Source organism: Leisingera sp. ANG-M6, assembly GCF_000813905.1.
Classification (GTDB): Bacteria; Pseudomonadota; Alphaproteobacteria; order Rhodobacterales; family Rhodobacteraceae; genus Leisingera.
Window position 1 is genome coordinate 46,524 of sequence record NZ_JWLG01000019.1, and the last position, 23,078, is coordinate 69,601.

Sequence of the window (23,078 nt, forward strand, 5' to 3'; positions counted from 1 at the left end):
CAAAGGCGGGCGGCTACGCCCGCCGTCCCAGCACAGACATTCTAAGGACCACAGACATGGCTCCCAAAGTACTCATCTCCGACAAGCTGTCCGAGGCCGCCGTTCAGATCTTCCGCGACCGCGGCATTGACGTCGACTTCCTGCCCGACGTGGGCAAGGACAAAGATAAACTGGCGGAAATCATCGGCCAGTACGACGGCCTCGCGATCCGCTCCGCCACCAAGGTGACCGACAAGATCCTTGAGAACGCCGAGAACCTCAAGGTGATCGGCCGCGCCGGCATCGGCACCGACAACATCGACAAGGAGGCCGCCTCCAAGCGCGGCGTCATTGTGATGAACACTCCGTTCGGCAACATGATCACCACCGCCGAACACGCGATTGCAATGATGTTCGCAGTCGCCCGCCAGCTGCCGGAGGCCTCCGCCTCCACCCATGCCGGCAAATGGGAAAAGTCCAAGTTCATGGGCACCGAACTGACCGCCAAGACCCTGGGCGTTATCGGCGCCGGCAACATCGGTGGCATCGTCTGCGACCGCGCCCGCGGCCTCAAGATGAAGGTGGTGGCTTATGACCCCTATCTGAGCACCGAGAAGGCAGACAAGATGGGCGTCGAAAAGGTGGAGCTGGATGAGCTGCTGGCCCGTGCCGATTTCATCACCCTGCACGTGCCGCTGACCGACCAGACCCGCAACATCCTGTCTAAGGAGAACCTTGAGAAGACCAAGAAGGGCGTGCGCATTATCAACTGCGCCCGCGGCGGCCTGGTGGACGAGGGCGCGCTGGCGGAACTGCTGACCTCCGGCCATGTGGCCGGCGCCGCCTTCGACGTTTTCTCGGAGGAGCCGGCCAAGGAAAACGCCCTGTTCGGCCTGCCCAACGTGGTCTGCACCCCGCACCTGGGCGCCGCCACCACCGAGGCGCAGGAAAACGTCGCCCTGCAGGTGGCAGAGCAGATGTCCAACTACCTGCTGACCGGCGCGGTTGAAAACGCGCTCAACATGCCCAGCGTCACCGCTGAGGAAGCCAAGGTCATGGGCCCCTGGATCAAGCTGGCCGATCATCTGGGCAGCTTCGTCGGTCAGATGACAGATGAGCCGATCAAGGCGATCAACATCCTCTATGACGGTGTCGCCGCCGGCATGAACCTGGATGCGCTGAACTGCGCGGTGGTTGCAGGCATCATGAAACGCGCCAACCCGGAGGTGAACCTGGTCTCCGCGCCCGTTGTTGCCAAGGAGCGCGGTGTGCAAATCTCCACCACCAGCCAGGACAAATCCGGCTCCTTTGACGGCTATGTCAAGGTGACCGCGGTGACCTCCAAGCGCGAACGCTCGGTGGCCGGCACCGTGTTCTCCGACGGCAAGCCGCGGTTCATCCAGATCAAGGGCATCAATATCGACGCCGACGTCGGCGCGCATATGCTCTACACCACAAACGAGGACGTGCCCGGCATCATCGGCACCTTGGGCCACACCCTGGGCGACCACGGCGTCAACATCGCCAACTTCACCCTGGGCCGCTCCGAGGCCGGCGGCGAAGCCATTGCGCTTCTCTATGTGGATAATGAAGTCCCGGCAGAGGTGCGCGCCAAACTGGCGGAAACCGGTCTGTTCAACCAGATCAAGCCGCTGCAGTTCGACGTCGTCTGACCCGTCTGGCATAATCTTGCAAAAGCCCCCGCCATTGCTGCGGGGGCTTTTCCGTTGTCACCTCTGGTGCGCGATCGTTGCCTTCTCCGGCCGGCTGCGCAGAACAATAACGCCGAAAACCAGCATCGACACCAGCGCCGCCAGTGATCCGGCCTGGGCCAGCACCTCTGTGCGCTCCTGGATCGCCAGCGGGATACCCGGAACCAGCAGCCCCAGCGACAGCACTGTGGCAGTCAGATGCAGCCGCGGCAGCCTACCTTCACCGGCGCTTGGCACCAGATGATAATAAAACGCATAGATCGCGCAGCTGACCCAGCCCAGCAGGTTCAGATGCCCGTGCGCCGGCGACAGCAGGTGATCCTGGCTCGCCGACATCTGGATCCCCCAAACCATGCCGCCCAGGGCACACACCACTGCAATCAGCATGAACGGCCGTGCAATTCCATTCATCACTTGTCCCTCCCATGTCGCTGTTCCGTTTCTCCCATCATCGGAACGCCGCGGATTTCGAAACGCCAGCCTAGCATACTTCACTGATCTTTTGGGAAAACCGGCGGGGTGGGACATTTCTGCGGGGTTGAGGTGCAAGGCTTGATCCGGCATCAAAACATCAGCAGCAAAGGACATGTGATGACTTCCCCGATCTACGCCATTGGCGACATTCACGGCCAGCTTGAGATGCTGGAGCAGGCGCTGGCGCTGATTGGGGCCGACGGCGGCGCGGATGCCCGCATTGTGTTCCTCGGCGATTACACCGACCGCGGCCCGGACAGCTGCGGCGTAATCGAACGGCTGATGCAGGGGCAGGCCGCGGGCCGCGACTGGATCTGCCTCAAGGGCAACCACGACCGCATGTTCTCAATGTTTCTCGAGGATTACCCGCGCAACGACGCCCGGCTGCTGGTCGGCTATCATTGGCTGCACGAGCGCATTGGCGGCATTGAGACTCTGCAATCCTACGGCGTGGAGGTCGCAGACGGCGACCGCATCTACCAGACCCACGCCCGCGCCCGTACAGCGGTGCCGCGGGCGCATCTGGATTTCCTCGCAGGCCTGAAACCTTATCATCAGGAGGGCGAACTGCTGTTCGTCCACGCAGGCATCCGCCCCAGCCTTCCGCTGGAGAGCCAAAGCGAAGACGACCTGATCTGGATCCGGCAGGAGTTCCTGAACGACGAACGCGCCCACCCCTGGCTGGTGGTGCATGGGCACACTCCGGGGAAACGGGCGGAGCATCACGTGAACCGGGTCAACCTCGACAGCGGCGCCGGCTACGGCCGCCCGCTCACCGCTGCAGTGTTCGAAGGCCGCGATTGCTGGCTGCTGACAGACGCAGGCAGGGTGCTGCTGGAACCCTGATCCGCTTTTCATCTTTCCACAAGAACTCTGGGGGTGAGCGCCAAAGGCGCGAGGGGGCAAAGCCCCCTCAACCGGACATCACGTCCAGTCCAGCACCACCTTGCCGCTGGAGCCGGATTTCATCGCCGCAAAGCCTTCGGCGAAATCATCGACGCCGAACCGGTGGGTGATCACCCGGCTCACATCCAGCCCGTTCTGCAGCATCGCGATCATCTTGTACCAGGTCTCGAACATCTCGCGCCCGTAGACGCCCTTGATGGTGATCGCCTTGAAGACAATGCGCGACCAGTCGACCGGCGATTTGCCCGGCGGAATGCCCAACAGGGCAATCTTGCCGCCCATCACCAGTGCCTCCACCATCTGGTCGAGGGCCGCCTGCGACCCGGACATCTCCAGCCCGACGTCGAAGCCCTGTTTCAGACCCAAATCGCGCACCACATCCTGCAGGTCCTCCTGCGCCACATTCACCGCACGCACCGCCGGCACCACATGTTCTGCCAGTGTCAGCCGGTCCGGGTTGATGTCGGTGATCACCACATGCCGCGCGCCGGCATGTTTCGCCACCGCCGCCGCCATGATGCCGATGGGGCCCGCGCCGGTGATCAGCACGTCCTCGCCCAACAGGTCAAAGCTCAGCGCGGTATGCACCGCATTCCCGAGCGGATCGAGAATGGCGCCGATCTCATCCGGGATATCCTCCGGCAGCGGCACCACGTTGAAGGCCGGCAGCTTCAGATACTGGGCAAAGGCACCCTGCTCATTCACCCCGATGCCGCGGGTGCCCGGGTCCAGGTGGAACTTCCCGGCCCGGCTCTGGCGCGAGTCGGTCTTGATCAGATGCCCCTCGCCGGAACAGCGCTGCCCCACCGCCAGATCGGTGACATTGCGCCCGATCTCGACAATTTCGCCGGCAAACTCATGGCCGGTGATCATCGGCACCGGCACGGTGTGCGATGCCCATTCATCCCAGTTCCAGATATGGATGTCGGTGCCGCAGATGCCGGTCTTCTTCACCTTGATCAGCACCTCGTCGGGGCCGATCTCCGGCACCGGCGCCTGCACCATCCACAGACCCTCCTGCGGATGGCTCTTCTCCAGCGCCTTCATCGTGTTCGGACGGCTCATGATACAATTCCCAATTCCTTGCCCACCTTGCCAAAGGCGGCCAATGCCCGGTCCAGCTCTTCCTTGGTTAGAGCCGCATTCATCTGGGTGCGGATACGCGCCTGGCCGCGCGGCACCACCGGGAAGAAGAAGCCGGAGACATAAACGCCCTCATCAAACAGCTTGGCCGCCATGTCCTGCGCCAGCTGCGCCTCGCCCAGCATCACCGGGATGATCGGATGCTCACCCGGCAGCAGGTCAAAACCTAGCTTTTCCAGCCCCGCGCGCCAGTACTTGGCATTCTCGAACAGCTGCGCCCGCAGCCCGTCCCCTTCCTCCACCAGCCGGATCGCCTCCAGCCCGGCAGCAACAATCGATGGCGGCAGCGAATTGGAGAACAAATAGGGCCGCGCCCGCTGCCGCAGCAGGTCGATCACTGGCTGCGGCCCGGCGATATAACCGCCGATGGCCCCCCCCAGTGCTTTGCCCAAAGTTCCCGTCAGGATGTCCACGTCCACCCCGAAATGCTCCGGCGTGCCGGCGCCTGTCGCACCCATGAAACCGGTGGCGTGGCAGTCATCCACCATCACCACCGCGTCATATTTGTCGGCCAGCGCCCGGATCTCCGGCAGCTTGGCCAGATAGCCGTCCATCGAGAACACGCCGTCGGTTGCAATCATGATATGCCGTGCACCGTCCTCGCGGGCCTGCTTCAGCCAGGCCTCCAGGTCGTTCATGTCGCTATTCAGGTAGCGGTAGCGCTTGGCCTTGCACAGCCGGATCCCGTCGATGATCGACGCATGGTTCAGGCTGTCGGAGATGATCGCATCCTCCGGCCCCAACAGCGGCTCGAACAGCCCGCCATTAGCGTCGAAACAGGCGGCAAACAGGATCGCATCATCTTTGCCGAGGAACTTCGCCAGCCGCTGCTCCAGCTCCCGGTGAATGTCCTGGGTGCCGCAGATGAACCGCACCGACGCCATGCCGAACCCTTTCGGCTCCATCGCGTCCTTTGCAGCCTTGATCAGGGCGGGGTGGTCGGCCAGACCCAGATAGTTGTTGGCGCACAGGTTGATCACTTCTCGCCCGCCAACCGTGATCTCGCCCCCCTGCGGGGAGGTGATCATTCGCTCGCGCTTGTACAGCCCCTCGCCCTCGATCTGGGCCAGCGTGTTGGAGATGTCGGTCAGAAAAGCAGTGGACATGCGCAAACTCCCTTGGTGTCTCGAGTCGCGTGTCTATCATAGCGGATGCGTTTCCGGAATACAGGATTTCAGGATTGCGGAAAAAAATCCGTGAAACTGGAATGTGTGAGTGGAAATCCGCCAAACCGGACTATCTGCCACTGAAACAGGGAGGCGTGCGTCCATGGCAAAGGTCACAGGAATCGGCGGGGTATTCATCAAGGCACGCGGCGACGCCAGAGCACTGGCCAAGTGGTACAGCGACCATCTGGGACTGGACCTGCAGGAATTCGGCGGTGCGGTCCTGAACTGGCAGGACGACACCGCAGAGGATGGCGGTCTGACCGTCTGGGGCACCGCAGATGCGGACGGCACCTGGTTTGACCCCAGCACCGCCGGTTTCATGATCAACTACCGGATCGACGATATGGACGGGATGATCGCACAGCTCACGGACGCAGGCATCCCGGTGCTGAAAGGGCCGGATGCCCATGAAAACGGCCGCTTCGCCTGGATCATGGATCCTGAAGGCAACAAGGTTGAACTGTGGGAACCCTGGCTCTGGGGTGAAAACAACAAAGGCTGACACCCGCACAAAAGAAAACGCGGCCCCTTTTCAGGGACCGCGCTTCCGATCAGTACTGCTGCGAGGCTTATGCCAGCTGCAGGTTCACCGCCGACTCGCGGCCGTCACGGCCGGGCTCGATGTCGAAGGTAACTTTCTGGTTGTCCGCCAGGCCGGTCAGGCCGGAACGCTCAACAGCGGAAATGTGCACGAACACATCTTTGCTGCCGCCCTCGGGCGCGATGAAGCCGTAGCCTTTGGTGGTGTTGAACCATTTTACGGTGCCGGTGGCCATATCCGTAGTCTCCTTTTTGATGCTGCCCGCGGAAGTGCGGCAGCCTGGCGTAGTCGGTCTGGATCGAGAGACTGAAAGCGCCGGTAAACGGGAGACAGTGGATCGACAAGAATAACGTTAGCGGACCACATATGGGCCGGTCCCCCGAGTCGTTCAAGGGGAATGTGCATAAAAGGCACAAGGTGGGGATTTCCTGCCGAAAAGTGCAGGCAAAACTTACCAGTACGGCTGGAACGGGGTTGGACTACGCATTCTTCACAATCAGAAACACCCGCGCAGGCCCCTCGGGCGCGGTGATCGAATGGGCCACATCGGCGGCATAGCGCGCGGTGTCGCCGGCCTGCAGCTGGTCCCTGGCATTGCCGGAGCTGACTGCAATCTCGCCTTCCAGCACCGTCAGCTGCTCCACCGCGCCGCGGGTGTGCGGTTGGCTGACCAGCGCGCCGCCCTGATCGAACCGGATGTCATAGACCTCATGGCCCCCGGCCTCCTCTGGCGGTGATAGGATGCGGATACGGCAGCCCTGGCCCATGTTCTCGATCTTGGGCACATCCGACGCGCGCAGCACCTCGATCCGGTCCTGCATGTCGCCCGCTTCCAGAAGGCCCGCAAAATCCACCTGCAGCGCGCGCGTGAGGTTCCACAGCGTTGCAATAGTGGGGGAGCTTTCGCCGCGCTCGATCTGGCTCACCATCGAGCGGCTGACGCCCGACAGGTTCGCCACCGCCTCCAGGCTCAGCCCTTGGGCGCGGCGCGCCTCCTTCAGGCGGGCGGGCAGCAGGGTCAGGATATCGTCTGTGTTTTCCGTCATGACGGATTCTCTGCGCCGATGGGCTGCATTTGTCAATTGATCCGGCAAACTGCAGATGCTGCGCCGCGGCGGTGCACAGGGGGTGTACAGGGGGTGCACGGGGGGTGACGCCGCGTTTCCATGACGGCACGTCCCGGCAGACAGGTCGATGCTGCGGGCGCATACTGGCGCCAACGCAGGAGTTGAGGAGTAAGACCAATGACAGATATCGTGATCCTGGACGGCGCCCGCACCGCCATCGGCACCTTTGGCGGCGCGCTGGCAAATACCGCGCCGATCGACCTGGCCGCCACCGTGTCCAAGGCGGCGCTGGAACGCTCCGGGGTGGAGGGCGGCCAGATCGGCCATGTGGTGTTCGGCCACATCATCAACACCGAGCCCCGTGACATGTACCTGAGCCGGGTTGCGGCGATGCAGGCAGGCGTCCCGGACGTGGTGCCGGCGATGAACGTGAACCGCCTCTGCGGCTCCGGCGTGCAGGCAATTGTCTCTGCTTATCAATCGCTTGCCCTGGGCGATGCGGAATTTGCGCTGGCCGGCGGCGCCGAGAACATGTCGCGCAGCCCCTACATCCTCCAGCAGAGCCGCTGGGGCGCCAAGATGGGTGATGTGAAATCGCTCGACATGATGCTGGGCGCGCTGAACTGCCCCTTCGGTACCGGCCATATGGGGGTGACGGCTGAGAACGTCGCCGATGAGCACGGCATCACCCGCGCGCAGATGGACGAGTTTGCGCTCACCAGCCAGACCCGCGCCGCGGCGGCGATCGAGGCGGGCCATTTCAAGTCCCAGATCACGCCCGTGGAGGTCAAGGTGAAGCGCGACATGGTGCCGTTTGAAGTGGACGAGCACCCCAAGCCCACCACGCCAGAGGCGCTGGCGGGCCTGCGCGCTGTGTTCCAGAAGGACGGCCGGGTAACTGCCGGAAATGCCAGCGGAATCAACGACGGCGCCGCGGCCATGGTACTGGCCACTGCCACCGCTGCAGAGCGGGCCGGGCTGAAACCCAAGGCGCGGATTCTGGGCTATGCCCATGCCGGTGTGCGCCCCGAAGTGATGGGCATCGGCCCGGTGCCCGCGGTGCGCAACCTGCTGGCGAAGACCGGGCTGTCTGCCGGCGATTTCGACGTGATCGAGTCGAACGAGGCCTTTGCCTCGCAGGCGTTGGCGGTGAACAAGGAGCTGGGGCTGGATCCGGCCAAGGTGAACCCCAACGGCGGCGCCATTGCGCTGGGCCACCCGGTGGGGGCCACAGGTGCCATTATCACCTTGAAAACACTGTATGAACTGGAGCGAACCGGCGGTTCCAAAGGGCTGATCACCATGTGCATTGGCGGCGGTCAGGGTATCGCACTGGCGGTTGAGCGCATTTGATTGCAAACGGCATGGGATTGCGAATGACGGGGTCCCATGTCTGGCCTTTCGCCATTGGGAGCTCTTTGTTTAACGGGCATATTACGCTTCTTTCATATACAGGAGATGCAATTCAAAGTAGAAATAAAGAAACGGTAGGAATCAAAGAATATTAACAACTTCTTACCGAAGCTTCGCTGGAATAACTTCTACGGGATAGTTGACCAGCGATCCGGCACAAGGCTCGCGCGCTGCCAGGGCAGCCTGCTGGATGGTAAGGGGGTAAAATGACAGCCAAGGTCCTGCTTCTGGAAGACGACAAGGGTGTCCGGTTCACGTTCGAGATGGCTTTGCGGGACGCCGGATATGATGTCACCGCCGTTGCCAGTTGTTCCGAAGCCATCTCAGCTCTTTCCGGCATCGAAACCGGTATTTTGATCCTTGATCTGAAGATCGGGGAGGAAATGTCCTTGCCAGTGGCGGATTATGCCGCGCTCATGCGCCCCGATATTCCGGTGGTCTACATCACCGGCAGCCGGCTGTTCACCGGCGGCGAACTGTTTGGGCTGAGCCGCAATATCCGGTGGGTGCTGCACAAGCCGGTTAACCTGCCGGACCTTGTAAGCATGGTCGACTATGTAACCGGCCAGAGTGTTACCGCAGAAGCAAGCTGAGCAGGTTCCGGGACCTAGCTGCAGGCAATTGTAAAGATGGCGCCTTTGCCTTGGTCTGCATCGGCTGTGAACTGCCAGTTGTGGCGGCGGCAAATCTCTGCACAAGTCGACAGTCCGATGCCGCTGCCTTCGATTTCACGGTGTGCGCGATGAAACGGCTGGAGGATCAAGAATTTGTCTTTGGGGTCAAAGCCGGTTCCATTGTCCGAAACTGACAGTTCCCAATTGTCCCGCCCTGCGGAAGATTGACTGATTTTGATTTCCAGAGGGCGCCCAGGGTGCCGGTACTTGATTGCGTTGGTCAACAGGTTGGTGAGGACGAGGTGCAGCAGGGTAGGGTCGGCATGCAGCCGGAAACCGCTGCCTGACACGCTGATTTGGCCACCGCAGGCTTGCAGCTCCTGGGCAAGGCCTGCGCAGGCCTCTGATACTGCGTCCTGAATTGAAATGTCCTGAATGTTGATCCGGGCGGACGTTGAAACCGAATGTTCCAAAAGCTCCGTTGTCAGCCGGTCCATCTGGCTGGTGGCCCGGCTCATGTGCTTCAGGAATTCCTGGGCTGTCTCCGGCAGACCGGCGGCATAGTGCTGCGAGAAGTAGTGCAAGGCGCCATTCAGGGTGCTGATCGGTGTTCGCAGATCATGAGAGGCGGCGTGGGCAAAGGCCTCCATCGACAGCAAGGTTTCTTGCAGTTTCAGGTTGGCTTCCTTGGCGCTGCGCAGCTCATCGTTGAGCTTGCTGCGCAGGTCATTCATTTGCCGGAGCGACTCAGCGGTGACTCGCAGCTGATCATGGGTCAGCATGATCAGCCGCTCACCCTTGGCGTCAGACTTTAACAGCGAAACGCGGAAATCCGTTTCTGGCGCCGTGGACGGGCGGATGTTCGCATTCATGGGCAAAGTCGTTGCGCCATGCGCTGTACCTTGCCTGAGCCTTGCAATCACCCGGTCCGGATCCAGCAGGGTCAGGCTGCTGATGCATGTGCCTTGAAGCGCACCGCTGCCGGGTTCGCAACCCGGTGCGAAACTGCGTTCGGCCCTGCGGTTGCACGCAAGAATGCGGCCATTCCAATCGAGGACAAAGGACGCATAGGGAGACCAGAAAAAGGCGTTTCCCAAGACCTCAGCGTCCAGGTTGTTCCCATCCGGCATCAATGCAGTCACCGCCTTGGGGCCGCTTTGTCCGCGGGTGCAGGCTGCAAAATGCGGGCGGACGCGGGATGAGCCTGGTCCGCCTGCATGACCTTGAAAGGTTTAGTGCAACACAACACGTGCGTTTTACTCCGGTTCACGCCGGTAAAGCTGCAGGCCGCCAAAGACATGGGTTATGCGGTCTGCATCGCCGCTCCGGGCTTGTGCAAACAATTCTGCTGCGGCGTAGCTGCCCTCGCTGGTCTGCAGGCGCAGCGGGTAGTGGAACGGCTGTCCCATCGTCAGTACATCCTGCAGCCCGTCCTTGGCAAAATCCCGGTCCTCAGGGTGGATGCGCTCCAGCATCATTTCCACCGAAGGGACGTGCTTTCCCTGAGCATACCCCAGAAGATCGTACATCGGCGGGTTCCAGGACGGCACATTGTTCACCACATCAAAGGAGAAAATGCCAACGGCAAAATGATTTTGCACCGCCGCGCTGCAGCCCAGCATAAGGTCGCGCTCGTCAAACTTTGCCTTGTCCCAGCACACGCCGATCAACTGGATGTTTTCGCCATGGGAATCCTGGAAAACCATCAGGCTGCCCCCGATGTTCAGGGTGTTTCCGCTGTCATCGAAGAAGCGTGCATCAAATTCGAAGGAGCCGCCGTCCTTGAACAGAGGGTCAAGCTGCAACTGCAAGCTTGCACGGTCTTCGGGGTGGGCGCGCGCCAGAATCGTGTCAAGGCTCAGGCCGGCTGCGGTGTCATCCATCCCAGAATGGCATGCACCTCTGGCGAGACGTAGGTATCGTTGGACAGCAGGTTCTGCGTCCAGAACCCGACCCTGGTTACTTTGCTGATCTGCCGGAGGACATCATTGAAAGGTTCGTTGTCGAACCGGGACACGGTGATAGAGATGCCGATGAGCCTTTGGTGCATGTCCAGAACGGGTGACAGGATCAGAGTGTAGTAGTCGCTGCCTGACAGGACGGGAATGCGGCGCGTTTCCTGCAGCCGCTGCACAGTGTTGGCAATCGGCGCGAGTGCCGGGAAGCCATTGGGCAGGTTGCAATGGCTGAGGTGCAGGCCGGTCGGAGGAAGCTCGCCAATGCCAAAAACCTCCTGCGCGACGCGCGACAGCCGCCGGATGATCAGCGCCTGATCCGCCAGCGCAATGGCATAAGGCGAAGAGACCAGCATCGCTTCCAGCTCGGAGGCCAGCGCCTGGCGCTCTGCCGAGCTGATCTGCAATTCCTCGTTGACGGTCAGCAGCTCTTCATTGGTGGATTGCAGTTCCTCGTTGGAGGTTTCCAGTTCTTCATTTGTGGCCTGGAACTCCTCGTTGGTGGACTGCAGCTCCTCGTTTGAGGATTGCAGCTCCTCGTTGGCGGTCTGAAGTTCCTCGATCGTCTGCTGCAGCGCCTCCTGGGTGGAGCGGATTTCCAGCTCCATCCGCTCGACATAGTCCCGCTGTTCCCGGTCGGAAATTTCGCTGAAGTTCAGCTCCTTTTCCTCCTCGAACTTGGAATTGATCGCCAGCAGGCAATGCAGTTCGCCACCCTTGTGGTTGAAGAAGGGGAAGGCCTGCAGCTGAACGCGGTTGCCATTGGGCAAGGAGGCTTTATGCCAGCGCCCGTCCCGCCGTTCTTCGGTACGGGTGGCCACCGCAATCAGGCTGGCGGCCTCGGTGCGCAGCGGGTCGATCAGCATCCTAACGTTCAGCGACGTCGACATGCCGGCCCGGATTTCGCTGTAGACGCTGATATCCCCGAGGATTTCGATAATGTCGCCGTTACGGGTGCAAATAACGCCATTCGGCGCAACTGCCCGGGCAAGCGAAAGGTCGGCCTGCGCAGCCTGATCGGCCGCCGTTTGCGCCGCTGACCGCCGCATGCTCTGCGACCGCAGATAGGAGCTGCCCGGCGTGCTGGGCAATACGGTCAGTTCCCTGGAAATGCCGCGGCGTTTGCCAAAAATCTTATCGGCCCCCTGGCGGGCTTCGAAGTAGATGCCCATTTCGCCCACTGTTTCCGAAGTGCCCAGAAACAGCAGCCCGCCCGAGGCCAGGGAATAGTGCAGGCGGGTCAGCACACGTTCCTGCAGTGCCAGGTTAAAATAGATCAGGACGTTTCGGATGGTGACCAGGTTGAGATTGATAAAGGGCGGGTCCTGGAACACATTGTGCTGCGAAAACAGTGTCACATTTCGAAGCTCCTGGCGGACCGAGATGTCGTTTTCGCCGACGGTGAAGTATTCCTTCAGATATTGGGGCGGAATGTCCTGCGCTGCTGAAATGGGGTAAATCCCCTTTCGCGCAACTTCGATGGCATTCTGGTCGATATCCGTGGCGAAGATTTGAACATTGGTCTTGGTCAGCGCGTGGAGCCCGCCGAGCAGTTCCGCGATAAGGATCGCGATGGAATAAGCCTCTTCGCCGGTCGCACATCCCGCGACCCACACCCGAACGGGGCCCGGGCCGCTGTTTGCCAGCTGTTTTTCCAGCTGTTCATTCAATTTCCGGAACTGTTCAGGATCGCGGAAGAACCGGGTCACCGAAATTAGCAAATCGCGGTGCAGCGCGTCGACTTCGTCCACGTTTGACCTGCAATAATCGACATAGCCGTCGTAGTCTTCGATACCCAGTGCCGTCATCCGCCGGGCAATGCGGCGGTTCAGTGTGTTTTCCTTATAGTTGGCAAAGTCGACCTGGGTGCGGGCTAGAAGGATGCCGAACAGTTCGCTGAGCTTGCTGGGTTCATCCGTTTCGGGGCGCAGCAATGCCAGATCGCGCGGCCGGGTCAGAATTTTCTCGAAATGGTCGCCGATTTGCCCCGGTGTCAGGGTCAGATCGATACAACCGGTTTCAATCGCCGAGGCTGGCATGCCATCATATTTCGCGGAGCTGGGATCCTGGGCGATGGTGATTCCGCCGCATTCACGGATCGCTTGCACGCCATAGCTGCCGTCGCTTCCAGTGCCCGACAGCACGATACCTACACAGTTTTCTCCGCACTCTTGAGCAATGCTCTTGAACAGCCGGTCAGCGGACGGCTTCGGGGATGCCGGGTGCCCTGCGGGGTTGCGCAAGCGCAGCTTGCCGCCCTCAAGCATAACATCAGTATCCGGAGGGGTAATGTAAATGGTTCCCGGTACAGGGTCGGTTTCCCGGCCCAGCTCTTCTACTGGCAGGGAGGTTTCGCGGGCCAGCAAAGATGTCAGCACGCTTTTATGGGTTGGCGACATATGCTGCGCAATCACGTAGATTGCGTTGGCGGATTGCGGAAGGTGTTGCACCAGTTGTGAAAGCGCTTCCAGCCCGCCCGCCGAAGCGGCCACACCGACCACGTGAAGGCCGCTGTCTTCAGCTGAGGCATCCGCGCTATCATTTTCCGGTGAGGCTGCTGACGTTTCGGTGGACATGCGCTTTTCTAAGTCTTCCATGAATATTCAACCGTAATGCAAAGTAGCGGTGCAAAAAATCTTCCTGCACTCGTTGTGCCTGAAAGGCGGCGCTTGCGGCCTATGCGGCAGCGCAAAATTTGTCGATTAGGTTCAGAATCTGGCCGGGTGTCACTGGCTTTGGTGCAAACCCGTTCATGCCCAAGTCCTTGACGATCGTATCATCGTGATAGGCAGCATCAGCAGTCACGGCGATGATAGGCACGCTGCTGGGAGGATCCATCGGAGCTTCCCGGATTTGCTGTGTCGCCTCAATCCCCGACAGCCGCGGCATGTGCAGATCCATCAGCACCAGGCCATACTCGTTCGGCGCGCTGCTGAGCATGTCGATGCTGGCCTGACCGTCTTCGGCAATCTCAACGTCAACCCCAAGCGCCACAATGATCTCTCGCATCATGTATCGCGTGAATTCGTCATTTTCGACGAGCAGGACTTTCCGCGGGTTGTTCATCAGCTGATTCCGTCTGTGCTGCGGCTGCGATCAGAAACAGGGATCCGGTCACGGCATTGTCTCGAGGGTGACCAAGCCGGCTCCTAATCGGTTCCGCAAAGTCAGGTATTTCAGCGGGGTGGCCGGATTTGGGTCCCTTTGGCATCATGGGACTCTTTCAACCTCCGGTCAACGTGTCCGAGCTGGCTGATAATCTTCTTTTGCGAGTTTTTTAGTTTGAGACACACGTCTTGCGGTGCTGACGTGGTAACACCTTCAATCCGCGGCCTTTATCAAGTCAGCAAGGCAATGACAGCGAAGAGGCTGGTGGCGCCGGCAGCACCCAGAACGGCGGGGACGGCCCAGCTTCTGCTGCTGCGTGGCCGTGCACCGTTCTGTGCAGCCTGCGCGATCAGCGCCTGTTCCACCAGTGCAGGCAGACGGGGGCCAAAGCGGGCCATCACCTTGGCGGTGTCCAGCAGGTCGGTAACGACTGCGCGGGGCCCGATGGATTTCTTGATGTAATCCTCGACCACCGGCCGGGCGGCTTCCCAGATGTTGATACGCGGATCCAGCGAGCGGGCAACGCCCTCAACCACCACCATGGTGCGCTGCAAGAGGATCAGCTCGGTGCGGGTTTCCATGCCGAAGCGTTCAGTCACCTCGAACAGGTAGTTCAGCAGCCGGCCCATTGAAATCTGCGAGGCGTCCATGCCGAAGATCGGCTCACCCACCGCGCGCAGGGCGCGGGCGAATTCATCGACGTCACGGTTGGCAGGCACGTAGCCGGCCTCGAAATGCACCTCGGCCACGCGTTTGTAGTCGCGCTTGATGAAGCCGTAGAGAATTTCGGCATAGACCCGGCGGGTATATTCGTCGATGTGGCCCATGATCCCGAAATCATAGGCGATTATATCGCCGTTGCTAGCCACCTTGAGGTTGCCCTGGTGCATGTCGGCGTGGAAGAAACCGTCGCGCAGCGCATGGCGCAGGAACAGCGACAGCACCCGGTTGGCCAGCAGCTTGCGGTCGTGGCCGGCTGCATCCAGCGCCTCATTGTCGCCCAGTGGAATGCCATCGGCCCAGCCCATGGTCATCACCCGGCGCGCCGAATAGCCCCAGCGAATTTCCGGCAGCTGGAAACCTTCGTCTTTGGCGGTATTGGCGGCGAACTCCGAGGCGGCGGCGCTTTCCAGCCGCAGGTCCAGTTCGCCCTGCACCACACCGTCGAAGTGCTCAATCACATCCATCGGCTTCAGGCGGCGGGCGCCGGGGGCGAAGAGGTCCACGATGCGGGCCGCGAAATAGAACGCATCCACATCCTTGTTGAAGGCGCGCTCAATGCCGGGGCGCAGCACCTTGACCGCCACTTCCTCGCCGGTTTCCGCAAGCGTCGCCCGGTGCACCTGGGCGATGGAGGCGGCGGCGATCGGGTCGCTGAAGTCCGAGAATATCTCGGAGACCGGACGGCCCAGCTCCTTTTCCACCTCAGCCAGCGCCTGGGCGCGGGAAAACGGCGGCAGCTTGTCCTGCAGCACGCGCAGCTGGTTGGCCAGATCCTTGCCAACGACATCGGGACGGGTCGAAAGCACCTGTCCGAACTTGATATAGGCAGGCCCCAGCGCGTTCAGTGCGCGGGTTTCGGGCGGCATTGCCGGATCGCCCTTGTAGCCCAGCCATTTGAACGGCCAGCCTAGGGTGCGGGCGAGTATGCGCAGGGGTTTTGGCGCCTCAAACGCCTCCAGCACGGAATGCATGGCGCCGGTGCGTTCGAATGTGGCGCCTGTCCGGATCAGGCGCAGGATATTATGGGGGCCGCGCATGGGTCAGATCTTCCAGCCGGAATGCAGGCAGGCGATGCCCAGCGACAGGTTGCGGTATTTGGCGTTCTCGAACCCCGCCTGTTTCACCATGCCCAGGAAGGTTTCCTGATCCGGGAAGTTGCGGATCGATTCCACCAGATACTGGTAGCTGTCGTAATCATTGGCGATCAGCTGACCCATCCGCGGGATCACGTTGAAGGAATAGAGGTCGTAAAGCTTCTGCAGCCCGTCGTTCGGCAGTTGCGAGAATTCCAGCACCATAAGCCGCCCGCCGGGGCGCAGCACCCGGTAAGCCTCGTTCAGTGCCTCCTGCGGCCGCGTTACATTCCGGATTCCAAAGGAGATGGTATAGACGTCGAAAGTGTTGTCCTTGAACGGCAGCTTCATCGCGTCGCCGGTGACCCAGTCGAGGCTGTCGGCCATCTGCTCTGCTTCGGCGCGCTTGCGGCCTTCCTCCAGCATCGGGCGAGTGAGGTCCAGCACGGTGGAGTGGCCGGAGCCTGCGCGTTTCAGGAAGCGGAAGGAAATGTCGCCGGTGCCGCCCGCCACATCCAAGAGCCGCTGGCCCGGGCGCGGCGCCAGCCAGTCCATCATCGCGTCCTTCCAGACCCGGTGGATGCCCACGCTCATCACATCGTTCATGATGTCGTATTTCGAGGCGACCGAGTTGAAGACCCCCTGCACGCGGCCTGCCTTCTCCTCCTCGCGGACGGTTTCGAACCCGAAATGGGTGGTGTTGTCGCTCGTGTTGCTCATCAGGCTTGCCGTTTGCTGAGTTTCGCCCTTGTTATAAGGCGCTGTGGGGCAGGCACAATGCGGCCCGTTGGTTCAGGAGGGGTGTAATGCCAGAATTGCCCGAGGTCGAGACGGTGAAACGCGGTTTGGCGCCTGCGATGGAGGGCGCAGTGATCGTGAAGGCGCAGGTGAACCGCCCGGATCTGCGCTGGCCGTTTCCGGAGCGGATGGCCGAGCGGCTGACAGGCGCGCGGGTCAATGCCCTCAGGCGGCGGTCGAAATACATTCTGGCTGATCTCGACACAGGCGAGACGCTGCTCATTCACCTCGGCATGTCCGGGCGGATGACGGTGTCAGGCGACCCCTTGGGGCAGTTCGTGCATGAGCATCCCAAAGCCGAGAAGCACGACCATGTGGTCTTGGACATGGACAATGGCGCGCGCATCACCTTCAACGATCCGCGCCGGTTCGGGGCGATGGATCTGCTGGAGACCGCTACCGCCGACTCCCACAAGTTGCTGGCGGTTCTGGGGCCGGAACCGCTGGGCAATGATTTCCACGAGGACCACCTGGTGGCCGCCTTCAAGGGGCGTAACACGCCGGTGAAATCCGCATTACTGGATCAGGGAATCATTGCTGGTCTCGGTAACATCTACGTCTGCGAAGCGCTGTTCCGTGCGGGAATTTCGCCACGCCGCAGGGCCGGGCAGATTGCCGCGCATCGGGTAGCGGCGTTGGTGCCGATCATCCGGAAGGTGCTGCAGGATGCCATCCAAGCGGGCGGTTCATCGCTCAAGGATTTCAGGCAAGCCTCTGGAGAACTTGGGTATTTTCAGCATAGTTTCGATGCCTACGGCCGCGAGGGCGAGGCCTGCCGCCGAGAGGGCTGCGCCGGGTCAATTGCCAGAATCACCCAGTCGGGGCGTTCCACCTTCTACTGTGTAAAGTGCCAAAGATAGCTTGATCAGAGGGACCCTTTTGGTAAGGACTCAGGACTGAACGGAACAACCGAAAGAGAAATCATGGCCTACGAGACGATCAACGTCGATGTGCAGGACCACGTTTGCCTTATCAAGCTGAACCGCCCTGAGGCGATGAACGCTCTCAACAAGGAGCTCATTGGCGAGCTTTGCGATGCTCTGGAAGAGGCCGATGCCAGCGACAAGGTGCGCTGCATTGTCCTGACCGGCTCGGAGAAGGCCTTTGCCGCCGGTGCCGACATCAAGGAGATGTCGGAGCTGAGTTTCACCGAGGTGTTTTCCACCAATCTGTTTGCCGACGCCAATGACCGCATTTCGGCGATCCGCAAGCCGGTGATCGCCGCGGTGGCCGGCTACGCGCTGGGCGGCGGCTGCGAGCTGGCGATGCTGTGCGATTTCATCATCGCTGCCGAGACCGCCAAGTTCGGCCAGCCGGAAATCAACTTGGGTGTCGTAGCTGGCATCGGCGGCACCCAGCGCCTGACCCGGTTCGTGGGCAAGTCCAAGTCGATGGACATGAACCTGACCGGCCGGTTCATGAACGCCGAAGAGGCTGAGCGCGCAGGCTTGGTGTCGCGCGTGGTGCCAGCGAAGAAGCTGATCGAGGAAGCCACAGCGGCAGCACAGAAGATCGCCGAGAAATCGCAGCTGACTGCAATGGCAGTGAAGGAAGCGGTGAACCGCTCCTATGAGCTGCCGCTGAGCGAAGGCATTCTGTTCGAACGCCGCGTGTTTCATTCGATGTTTGCGACCGAAGACCAGAAAGAGGGCATGGCTGCCTTTCTTGAAAAGCGCGAAGCGCAGTTCCGCGACAAGTAAGCGGCACATCAGACACCAGAAAGGCGGGCCGCCCAGCCCGCCTTTTTGCATTTGGGGCCGGCGCCCTTGCAATTCCATGCAGAGTTGGATAGATGCCGCCCTCATACATGCGCGTGCAGCCCGCTTTGGCTAGAATCACACCGGTGAATGATCCGGGGCTGGCTGGCATTGCGTCCGATAGAAACAGAACCCGAAGATAAGGTCAGACACCATGGCAAATTCGCCCCAGGCCAAGAAGCGCGCACGTCAGAACGAGAAGCGCTTTGCCGTCAACAAAGCCCGTCGTTCGCGCATCCGCACCTTCCTGCGTAAAGTTGAAGAAGCCATCGCTTCCGGCGATAAAGAAGCTGCAACCGCAGCTCTGCGCGCGGCTCAGCCCGAGCTGATGCGCGGCGTCACCAAGGGTGTGTATCACAAAAACACCGCTTCCCGGAAAATCTCGCGCCTGTCCGCACGCGTGAAGGCACTGGCCTGAGATTCGCTCCGCTGAGCAGGCTCACGGGCCGTCAAAAAGTTGTCAGGGCGCTGCAGATTGCAGCGCCTTGTTTTTTGGGAAAACCCTTGCCGGGACTCGCTGGGCGCAGGAGATTCTTTGCTGCCAAAGACTGAGTCAACATCATAGTTTCGTTGCCGCTGCCCCCCTCAAATTGCTACCACTGTTTCAGCGATTCACTCGCTGGGGGGACAGGCTGCTCGAGGCGATCTTGACGGGCATCAAGATTGCCAGGTTGCTCGGCACGACGCGCATCTGATGCGCGCTAGTTGCCGGGATCCACTGCTGTATCGTTAAGGGTCAGCAGCCTTGTCTCAATTGTGTGCGATACTGTTCGTGACGGCAAATCCGCCGCTTTTTGCGGCCGTTTTTGCTGTTCAAGGCGAACGTCAAGCCTTCGGGTAATGCGGCCACTGCTGGCCCGCACACGATAACCCTGTGCGTGGATGCCCCCCGGGTGGTTGGGGGTAAGAATAGAACTGGCCCGGCAAATGGGCCGCTGCTTTTTGGGGATGCGTGAGGCGCAGCATGACAGAAGAAAAATGGGGACAGCTCAGAAACCGGCTGTTGAAAACGGTCGGCCAGAACAATTTCACGACCTGGATCGAGCCGCTTGAATTTGACGCCGTGGACGGTGGGGTTGCCGTCTTCAAGGTGCCGACGAATTTCATGGGCAACTATGTCAGCCAAAACTTTGCAGATCTGATTCTGCATGAGCTGACGATGTCCGGGGAACAGGTCCAGCGGCTGGCTTTCCGGGTTGCTGCTAACAGCCCGGTCCGCCCGGCAGAGCCCGCAGCTGGCGCAGAGGCTTATAGCAGCGCCGATGGTGATGTGGCCGTCATGACTGCGCCCGCGGCTTCTTCCGCTGGCAAGGACACCTTGGAAGCGCTGCAAGCTGCACCGCTTGATCCGCGCTTTACCTTCGACAGCTTTGTTGTCGGCAAGCCGAACGAACTGGCCCACGCTGCCGCACGCCGCGTCGGAGAGGGCGGTCCGGTCACTTTCAACCCGCTGGTTCTGTATGGCGGAGTGGGTCTGGGTAAGACCCACCTGATGCACGCCATCGCTTGGGAGCTGAAGGAAAAGAACCCGTCGCTGAACGTGCTGTACCTGTCGGCGGAACAGTTCATGTACCGCTTTGTGCAAGCTCTGCGTGAGCGTAAGATGATGGACTTCAAGCACCTGTTCCGCTCGGTCGATGTGCTGATGGTGGATGACGTTCAGTTCATCGCCGGCAAGGATTCGACCCAGGAAGAATTCTTCCACACCTTCAACGCGCTGGTGGATCAGAACAAGCAGATCATCATCTCGGCCGACCGCGCCCCGGGTGAGATCAAGGATCTGGAAGACCGGGTGAAGTCACGCCTGCAGTGCGGTCTTGTCGTGGACCTGCACCCGACCGATTATGAACTGCGTCTGGGCATCCTGCAGACCAAGGTGCAGCAGCAGCGTGAGACCTACCCCGACCTGCGCATCGCGGATGGTGTGCTGGAATTCCTGGCACACCGGATCTCGACCAATGTGCGCGTGCTTGAAGGCGCCCTGACCCGTCTGTTCGCATTTGCGTCTCTGGTCGGCCGTGAGATCGACATGGACCTAACCCAGGACTGTTTGGCAGACGTGCTGCGCGCCTCCGAGCGCAAGATCACCGTCGAGGAAATCCAGCGCAAGGTCTCCGAGTATTACAACATCCGCATGTCCGATATCATCGGCCCCAAGCGCCTGCGCTCTTATGCGCGCCCGCGTCAGGTGGCGATGTATCTGTGCAAACAGCTGACCAGCCGCTCCCTGCCAGAGATCGGCCGCCGCTTTGGCGGGCGCGACCACACCACCGTGATGCACGGCGTGAAGCGCATCGAGGAGCTGAAGCTGACCGACGGCCAGATCGCCGAGGACGTCGAAATGCTGCGGCGTTCGCTGGAAGCCTGACGCGCAAAAAAGCTAGAACTGCAAACCCCAAATTGCACTGCGGCCCCGGTTTCCGGGGCCGTTTTTTGTTGGCTCAACGGCGGCCGCCAAGACCCATAACAGCGGTGAATGCCCGGTATCACAGAAAACGAAGTTTCATGACGCGGAAAACCGGTCATAACAGCGCCCTGGATGAGGAGCGCGGCATGACTGATCAGACGCCACAGAACTTGGACACGCCCCGCGGGCTGGCCTTCGCCGTCACCGCCTACTTGCTGTGGGGATTTCTGCCGCTCTACATGAAGGCACTGTCGCATATTCCGGCGGCTGAGGTTGTTACCCACCGGGTGATTTGGTCGGTGCCGGTGGCCGGCGCACTGCTGATAGTCCTGCGCCGCACCAAAGATCTGCGCGCTGCGTTGAAAAATACCCGCATGCTCGGCATGGCTTGCATCACCGCGGCGCTGATTTCCGTCAACTGGGGGATCTATGTCTGGTCCATCGCAGCAGGGCGGGCGCTGGATGCCGCGCTTGGCTATTATATCAACCCGTTGTTCAGCATTGCGCTGGGCGCTCTGCTGCTGCGGGAGCCTCTTGGCAAGGCGCAAATGGCCGCCGTGGCGTTGGCCGCGGCGGCGGTGCTGGTGCTGACATTGGAGGCGGGCAGGGTGCCCTGGGTGGCAGTTGGCCTGACCTTGTCCTGGGGGTTTTATGCCTTCTTCAAGAAGTCTCTGCCGATCGGCCCCAACCAGGGCTTCCTGCTTGAGGTGCTGATCCTGCTGGCGCCGGCACTTGGGTATTTCGCATATCTGGCTGCCACGGGCAGCGGCAGCTTTGGTGCCTCTTTGACGGACACTTGGCTGCTCCTGGGCTGCGGTTTGGTGACCGCCGTGCCGCTGATCGTCTATGCCAATGGCGCCAAGCTGGTCAGGCTCTCAACCATGGGAATCCTGCAGTACATTGCGCCGACGATGATCATGCTGGCGGCGGTGCTGCTGTTCGGCGAGGAATTCGGCAGCGCCCGGATGATCGCCTTTCCGATGATCTGGGCGGCGCTGGTGATCTACTCAGTGCCGATGATTCGTCAGATGCGCAAGCGAACAGGCTGAGGGGTTCAATCGGACGGCTGCGCGTCCTCGATAACACCCACAATCGGGCCCATCATGAAACCGGCATCGCTGCGGCCAAGTTCCGGCGCGTGCAGGCGCGAGATATTTCCATCGAAGTAAAGCGCATTGGGCAGCTTCAGATAGTCGCGGAACAGGCTGCCGAACTGGTGAAACGTCACTGCATTGCGCGAGATCGCAAAGACTGCGCGGCTGCCGTCTGCCGAGGTGCCTACACCGTTGCGGATGTAATAGCTGTCTGAATCCGCCAGGAAGCGCGGATGCAGCTCCCCGTCGATCACCAGCATCGGTCCGGACTGGGTAGCATAGGTGCAGGCGGGCGCTCTGTGTTCGAAATCCAGGGTTTCGAACACATCGGCACGGCGTTCACCGATGCATAGTACCCCGTTTGGCAGCAGGCCAAAGTTGCCTGGACCGGCATTGGTCACCAGCCGCATCGCCTCACCGTTTTCATCTACATACAGGCCGACGGGGGAGCGGTCCGTGTGATACATGCCGGCGTTTGTCGCAAAGGCCAGCGTCTTGCCGTCCTTTGCCAGCGCATCCTCCAGCGAGGAGAAGTGTCCGTAGACCTGGTTTTCGCCATCCTTCAGGAACAGCTGAAGCTGTTCCTGTGCGGCGTCGACTTCGCAGATCGAGTACCGGTTGCCCTCATAGGCCACATCGCTGCACTCGACCGCGCCGGCCGCGGGTGCGGTCCATAGCGCCGTCAGCAGAAATGCGGCCTTGCGGATCACTCTTCCACGTCGCGGCGCACCGCGTCCTGACTCAGCATCCGGCGGGTTTCGTCCATCTGGTCGAAGGTCTCATCCAGCCGGAACCGCAGATCCGGGGTGAACTTCAGGCCCAGCTTCTTGCCGACCATGCGGCGCAGCTCGCTCTTGTTGCGGGCCAGAAGTTTCAATACATCCTCCTGCCCTTTGCCGCCCAAGGGCAGCACAAAGGCAGTGGCGATTTTCAGATCGGGTGAGGTGCGTACCTCGCCCACGGTGATCGACATGCGGTTCAGGTCCGGGTCATGCACATCGCCGCGCGCCAGCACTTCAGAGAGCGAGCGGCGGATCAGTTCGCCGACGCGAAGCTGGCGCTGGGAGGGGCCGGGCCCATCGTGGAATTTGTTCTTTGCCATAGTTCCGATCTATGCCGGATCGCAGGCTTTGCCAAGCGCTGCC

Annotated in this window: 23 protein-coding genes; 10 read left to right on the forward strand and 13 right to left on the reverse strand. The window is 61.0% G+C overall.

The window, feature by feature from the left end:
* Nucleotides 1-56: 56 nt before the first annotated feature.
* Entirely contained in the window at nucleotides 57-1,652 is a 1,596-nt protein-coding gene (gene serA, locus RA24_RS17560) for a phosphoglycerate dehydrogenase (protein ID WP_039193240.1), read from the forward strand.
* A 57-nt stretch (nucleotides 1,653-1,709) separates the two neighbouring features.
* On the opposite strand, the gene RA24_RS17565 is transcribed toward serA, so the two are convergent.
* Complete coding sequence (locus RA24_RS17565) at nucleotides 1,710-2,102, reverse strand: hypothetical protein (RefSeq protein ID WP_019295161.1); 393 nt, start codon at nucleotides 2,100-2,102, stop codon at nucleotides 1,710-1,712.
* A 180-nt stretch (nucleotides 2,103-2,282) separates the two neighbouring features.
* Between RA24_RS17565 and RA24_RS17570 the strand changes: the two genes are divergently transcribed.
* The gene (locus RA24_RS17570; RefSeq protein WP_039193310.1) at nucleotides 2,283-3,011 is read left to right on the forward strand and encodes a metallophosphoesterase family protein; all 729 of its coding nucleotides are present in this window, start codon (nucleotides 2,283-2,285) and stop codon (nucleotides 3,009-3,011) included.
* Nucleotides 3,012-3,089: 78 nt separating this feature from the next.
* Here the strand turns inward: RA24_RS17570 and tdh are convergent, their stop codons facing one another.
* Together tdh and RA24_RS17580 are read right to left on the reverse strand one after the other, a co-directional pair.
* Nucleotides 3,090-4,118 carry an L-threonine 3-dehydrogenase gene (gene tdh / locus RA24_RS17575; RefSeq protein ID WP_039193242.1) on the reverse strand — a complete coding sequence of 343 codons (1,029 nt, stop codon included), beginning with the start codon at nucleotides 4,116-4,118 and terminating at the stop codon, nucleotides 3,090-3,092.
* Between the two features lie 14 nt (nucleotides 4,119-4,132).
* Nucleotides 4,133-5,320, reverse strand: a complete 1,188-nt coding sequence (locus RA24_RS17580; RefSeq protein WP_039193244.1) for a glycine C-acetyltransferase — start codon at nucleotides 5,318-5,320, stop codon at nucleotides 4,133-4,135.
* 163 nt (nucleotides 5,321-5,483) lie between these two features.
* Between RA24_RS17580 and RA24_RS17585 the strand changes: the two genes are divergently transcribed.
* A complete protein-coding gene (locus RA24_RS17585) occupies nucleotides 5,484-5,885 on the forward strand; it encodes a VOC family protein (RefSeq protein WP_039193246.1) in 402 nt (133 codons plus the stop codon).
* A gap of 67 nt (nucleotides 5,886-5,952) precedes the next feature.
* Here the strand turns inward: RA24_RS17585 and RA24_RS17590 are convergent, their stop codons facing one another.
* Both RA24_RS17590 and RA24_RS17595 read right to left on the reverse strand, forming a co-directional pair.
* Complete coding sequence (locus RA24_RS17590; RefSeq protein ID WP_019295156.1) at nucleotides 5,953-6,159, reverse strand: cold-shock protein; 207 nt, start codon at nucleotides 6,157-6,159, stop codon at nucleotides 5,953-5,955.
* Between the two features lie 244 nt (nucleotides 6,160-6,403).
* A complete protein-coding gene (locus tag RA24_RS17595) occupies nucleotides 6,404-6,970 on the reverse strand; it encodes a helix-turn-helix domain-containing protein (protein ID WP_039147698.1) in 567 nt (188 codons plus the stop codon).
* 198 nt (nucleotides 6,971-7,168) lie between these two features.
* Here RA24_RS17595 and RA24_RS17600 point away from each other — a divergent pair, with 198 nt between their 5' ends.
* Together RA24_RS17600 and RA24_RS17605 are read left to right on the forward strand one after the other, a co-directional pair.
* On the forward strand, nucleotides 7,169-8,344 hold the full coding sequence (locus RA24_RS17600; protein ID WP_039193248.1) for an acetyl-CoA C-acyltransferase family protein: 1,176 nt from the start codon (nucleotides 7,169-7,171) through the stop codon (nucleotides 8,342-8,344).
* Between the two features lie 266 nt (nucleotides 8,345-8,610).
* Nucleotides 8,611-8,997, forward strand: coding sequence for a response regulator (locus RA24_RS17605; protein ID WP_019295153.1), 387 nt, complete (start codon nucleotides 8,611-8,613; stop codon nucleotides 8,995-8,997).
* A gap of 14 nt (nucleotides 8,998-9,011) precedes the next feature.
* On the opposite strand, the gene RA24_RS17610 is transcribed toward RA24_RS17605, so the two are convergent.
* The 6 genes from RA24_RS17610 to ubiE all read right to left on the reverse strand — a co-directional run bounded on the left by RA24_RS17610 (nucleotide 9,012) and on the right by ubiE (nucleotide 16,597).
* Nucleotides 9,012-9,890 (reverse strand): sensor histidine kinase, encoded by an 879-nt coding sequence (locus RA24_RS17610; protein WP_241480970.1) that lies wholly within the window; start codon nucleotides 9,888-9,890, stop codon nucleotides 9,012-9,014.
* 384 nt (nucleotides 9,891-10,274) lie between these two features.
* Complete coding sequence (locus RA24_RS22830; protein WP_039193251.1) at nucleotides 10,275-10,901, reverse strand: PAS domain-containing protein; 627 nt, start codon at nucleotides 10,899-10,901, stop codon at nucleotides 10,275-10,277.
* On the reverse strand, nucleotides 10,877-13,570 hold the full coding sequence (locus tag RA24_RS17620; protein WP_241480971.1) for a chemotaxis protein CheB: 2,694 nt from the start codon (nucleotides 13,568-13,570) through the stop codon (nucleotides 10,877-10,879). Before RA24_RS17620 ends, RA24_RS22830 begins: the two co-directional genes overlap by 25 nt.
* Nucleotides 13,571-13,649: 79 nt before the next feature.
* Nucleotides 13,650-14,039: a response regulator gene (locus RA24_RS17625; RefSeq protein ID WP_019295149.1), complete on the reverse strand. Its 390-nt coding sequence runs from the start codon at nucleotides 14,037-14,039 to the stop codon at nucleotides 13,650-13,652.
* Nucleotides 14,040-14,311: 272 nt separating this feature from the next.
* Nucleotides 14,312-15,841 carry a 2-polyprenylphenol 6-hydroxylase gene (ubiB, locus tag RA24_RS17630; RefSeq protein ID WP_039147703.1) on the reverse strand — a complete coding sequence of 510 codons (1,530 nt, stop codon included), beginning with the start codon at nucleotides 15,839-15,841 and terminating at the stop codon, nucleotides 14,312-14,314.
* A gap of 3 nt (nucleotides 15,842-15,844) precedes the next feature.
* Nucleotides 15,845-16,597, reverse strand: a complete 753-nt coding sequence (gene ubiE / locus RA24_RS17635) for a bifunctional demethylmenaquinone methyltransferase/2-methoxy-6-polyprenyl-1,4-benzoquinol methylase UbiE (protein WP_039147704.1) — start codon at nucleotides 16,595-16,597, stop codon at nucleotides 15,845-15,847.
* Between the two features lie 86 nt (nucleotides 16,598-16,683).
* Here ubiE and mutM point away from each other — a divergent pair, with 86 nt between their 5' ends.
* From mutM to rarD, 5 genes are all read left to right on the forward strand, one after another.
* Nucleotides 16,684-17,535: a bifunctional DNA-formamidopyrimidine glycosylase/DNA-(apurinic or apyrimidinic site) lyase gene (gene mutM / locus RA24_RS17640; RefSeq protein WP_039193253.1), complete on the forward strand. Its 852-nt coding sequence runs from the start codon at nucleotides 16,684-16,686 to the stop codon at nucleotides 17,533-17,535.
* 63 nt (nucleotides 17,536-17,598) lie between these two features.
* Nucleotides 17,599-18,375 carry an enoyl-CoA hydratase gene (locus RA24_RS17645; RefSeq protein ID WP_019295145.1) on the forward strand — a complete coding sequence of 259 codons (777 nt, stop codon included), beginning with the start codon at nucleotides 17,599-17,601 and terminating at the stop codon, nucleotides 18,373-18,375.
* Between the two features lie 211 nt (nucleotides 18,376-18,586).
* Nucleotides 18,587-18,850 carry a 30S ribosomal protein S20 gene (rpsT, locus tag RA24_RS17650; RefSeq protein ID WP_019295144.1) on the forward strand — a complete coding sequence of 88 codons (264 nt, stop codon included), beginning with the start codon at nucleotides 18,587-18,589 and terminating at the stop codon, nucleotides 18,848-18,850.
* Nucleotides 18,851-19,396: 546 nt separating this feature from the next.
* Nucleotides 19,397-20,800, forward strand: coding sequence for a chromosomal replication initiator protein DnaA (gene dnaA, locus RA24_RS17660; protein WP_019295142.1), 1,404 nt, complete (start codon nucleotides 19,397-19,399; stop codon nucleotides 20,798-20,800).
* Nucleotides 20,801-20,985: 185 nt separating this feature from the next.
* Nucleotides 20,986-21,888 carry an EamA family transporter RarD gene (rarD, locus tag RA24_RS17665; protein WP_039147831.1) on the forward strand — a complete coding sequence of 301 codons (903 nt, stop codon included), beginning with the start codon at nucleotides 20,986-20,988 and terminating at the stop codon, nucleotides 21,886-21,888.
* A 5-nt stretch (nucleotides 21,889-21,893) separates the two neighbouring features.
* Here the strand turns inward: rarD and RA24_RS17670 are convergent, their stop codons facing one another.
* Both RA24_RS17670 and rbfA read right to left on the reverse strand, forming a co-directional pair.
* Nucleotides 21,894-22,643 carry a phosphodiester glycosidase family protein gene (locus RA24_RS17670; protein WP_019295140.1) on the reverse strand — a complete coding sequence of 250 codons (750 nt, stop codon included), beginning with the start codon at nucleotides 22,641-22,643 and terminating at the stop codon, nucleotides 21,894-21,896.
* Nucleotides 22,640-23,035, reverse strand: coding sequence for a 30S ribosome-binding factor RbfA (gene rbfA, locus RA24_RS17675; protein WP_019295139.1), 396 nt, complete (start codon nucleotides 23,033-23,035; stop codon nucleotides 22,640-22,642). The genes RA24_RS17670 and rbfA overlap by 4 nt, the downstream gene beginning before the upstream one ends.
* Nucleotides 23,036-23,078: the final 43 nt, after the last annotated feature.

What these genes read in the sequence shown, in the direction of transcription:
- RA24_RS17600 (WP_039193248.1), top strand. Translation starts at nt 7,169, where the DNA reads ATGACAGATATCGTGATCCTGGACGGCGCCCGCACCGCCATCGGCACC.
- tdh (WP_039193242.1), bottom strand. Translation starts at nt 4,118, where the DNA reads ATGAAGGCGCTGGAGAAGAGCCATCCGCAGGAGGGTCTGTGGATGGTG.
- RA24_RS17590 (WP_019295156.1), bottom strand. Translation starts at nt 6,159, where the DNA reads ATGGCCACCGGCACCGTAAAATGGTTCAACACCACCAAAGGCTACGGC.
- RA24_RS17585 (WP_039193246.1), top strand. Translation starts at nt 5,484, where the DNA reads ATGGCAAAGGTCACAGGAATCGGCGGGGTATTCATCAAGGCACGCGGC.
- RA24_RS22830 (WP_039193251.1), bottom strand. Translation starts at nt 10,901, where the DNA reads ATGGATGACACCGCAGCCGGCCTGAGCCTTGACACGATTCTGGCGCGC.
- RA24_RS17605 (WP_019295153.1), top strand. Translation starts at nt 8,611, where the DNA reads ATGACAGCCAAGGTCCTGCTTCTGGAAGACGACAAGGGTGTCCGGTTC.
- ubiE (WP_039147704.1), bottom strand. Translation starts at nt 16,597, where the DNA reads ATGAGCAACACGAGCGACAACACCACCCATTTCGGGTTCGAAACCGTC.
- RA24_RS17595 (WP_039147698.1), bottom strand. Translation starts at nt 6,970, where the DNA reads ATGACGGAAAACACAGACGATATCCTGACCCTGCTGCCCGCCCGCCTG.
- RA24_RS17645 (WP_019295145.1), top strand. Translation starts at nt 17,599, where the DNA reads ATGGCCTACGAGACGATCAACGTCGATGTGCAGGACCACGTTTGCCTT.
- RA24_RS17620 (WP_241480971.1), bottom strand. Translation starts at nt 13,570, where the DNA reads ATGGAAGACTTAGAAAAGCGCATGTCCACCGAAACGTCAGCAGCCTCA.
- RA24_RS17610 (WP_241480970.1), bottom strand. Translation starts at nt 9,890, where the DNA reads ATGAATGCGAACATCCGCCCGTCCACGGCGCCAGAAACGGATTTCCGC.
- RA24_RS17565 (WP_019295161.1), bottom strand. Translation starts at nt 2,102, where the DNA reads ATGAATGGAATTGCACGGCCGTTCATGCTGATTGCAGTGGTGTGTGCC.
- RA24_RS17625 (WP_019295149.1), bottom strand. Translation starts at nt 14,039, where the DNA reads ATGAACAACCCGCGGAAAGTCCTGCTCGTCGAAAATGACGAATTCACG.
- mutM (WP_039193253.1), top strand. Translation starts at nt 16,684, where the DNA reads ATGCCAGAATTGCCCGAGGTCGAGACGGTGAAACGCGGTTTGGCGCCT.
- RA24_RS17580 (WP_039193244.1), bottom strand. Translation starts at nt 5,320, where the DNA reads ATGTCCACTGCTTTTCTGACCGACATCTCCAACACGCTGGCCCAGATC.
- rpsT (WP_019295144.1), top strand. Translation starts at nt 18,587, where the DNA reads ATGGCAAATTCGCCCCAGGCCAAGAAGCGCGCACGTCAGAACGAGAAG.
- rbfA (WP_019295139.1), bottom strand. Translation starts at nt 23,035, where the DNA reads ATGGCAAAGAACAAATTCCACGATGGGCCCGGCCCCTCCCAGCGCCAG.
- ubiB (WP_039147703.1), bottom strand. Translation starts at nt 15,841, where the DNA reads ATGCGCGGCCCCCATAATATCCTGCGCCTGATCCGGACAGGCGCCACA.
- serA (WP_039193240.1), top strand. Translation starts at nt 57, where the DNA reads ATGGCTCCCAAAGTACTCATCTCCGACAAGCTGTCCGAGGCCGCCGTT.
- rarD (WP_039147831.1), top strand. Translation starts at nt 20,986, where the DNA reads ATGACTGATCAGACGCCACAGAACTTGGACACGCCCCGCGGGCTGGCC.
- RA24_RS17570 (WP_039193310.1), top strand. Translation starts at nt 2,283, where the DNA reads ATGACTTCCCCGATCTACGCCATTGGCGACATTCACGGCCAGCTTGAG.
- dnaA (WP_019295142.1), top strand. Translation starts at nt 19,397, where the DNA reads ATGACAGAAGAAAAATGGGGACAGCTCAGAAACCGGCTGTTGAAAACG.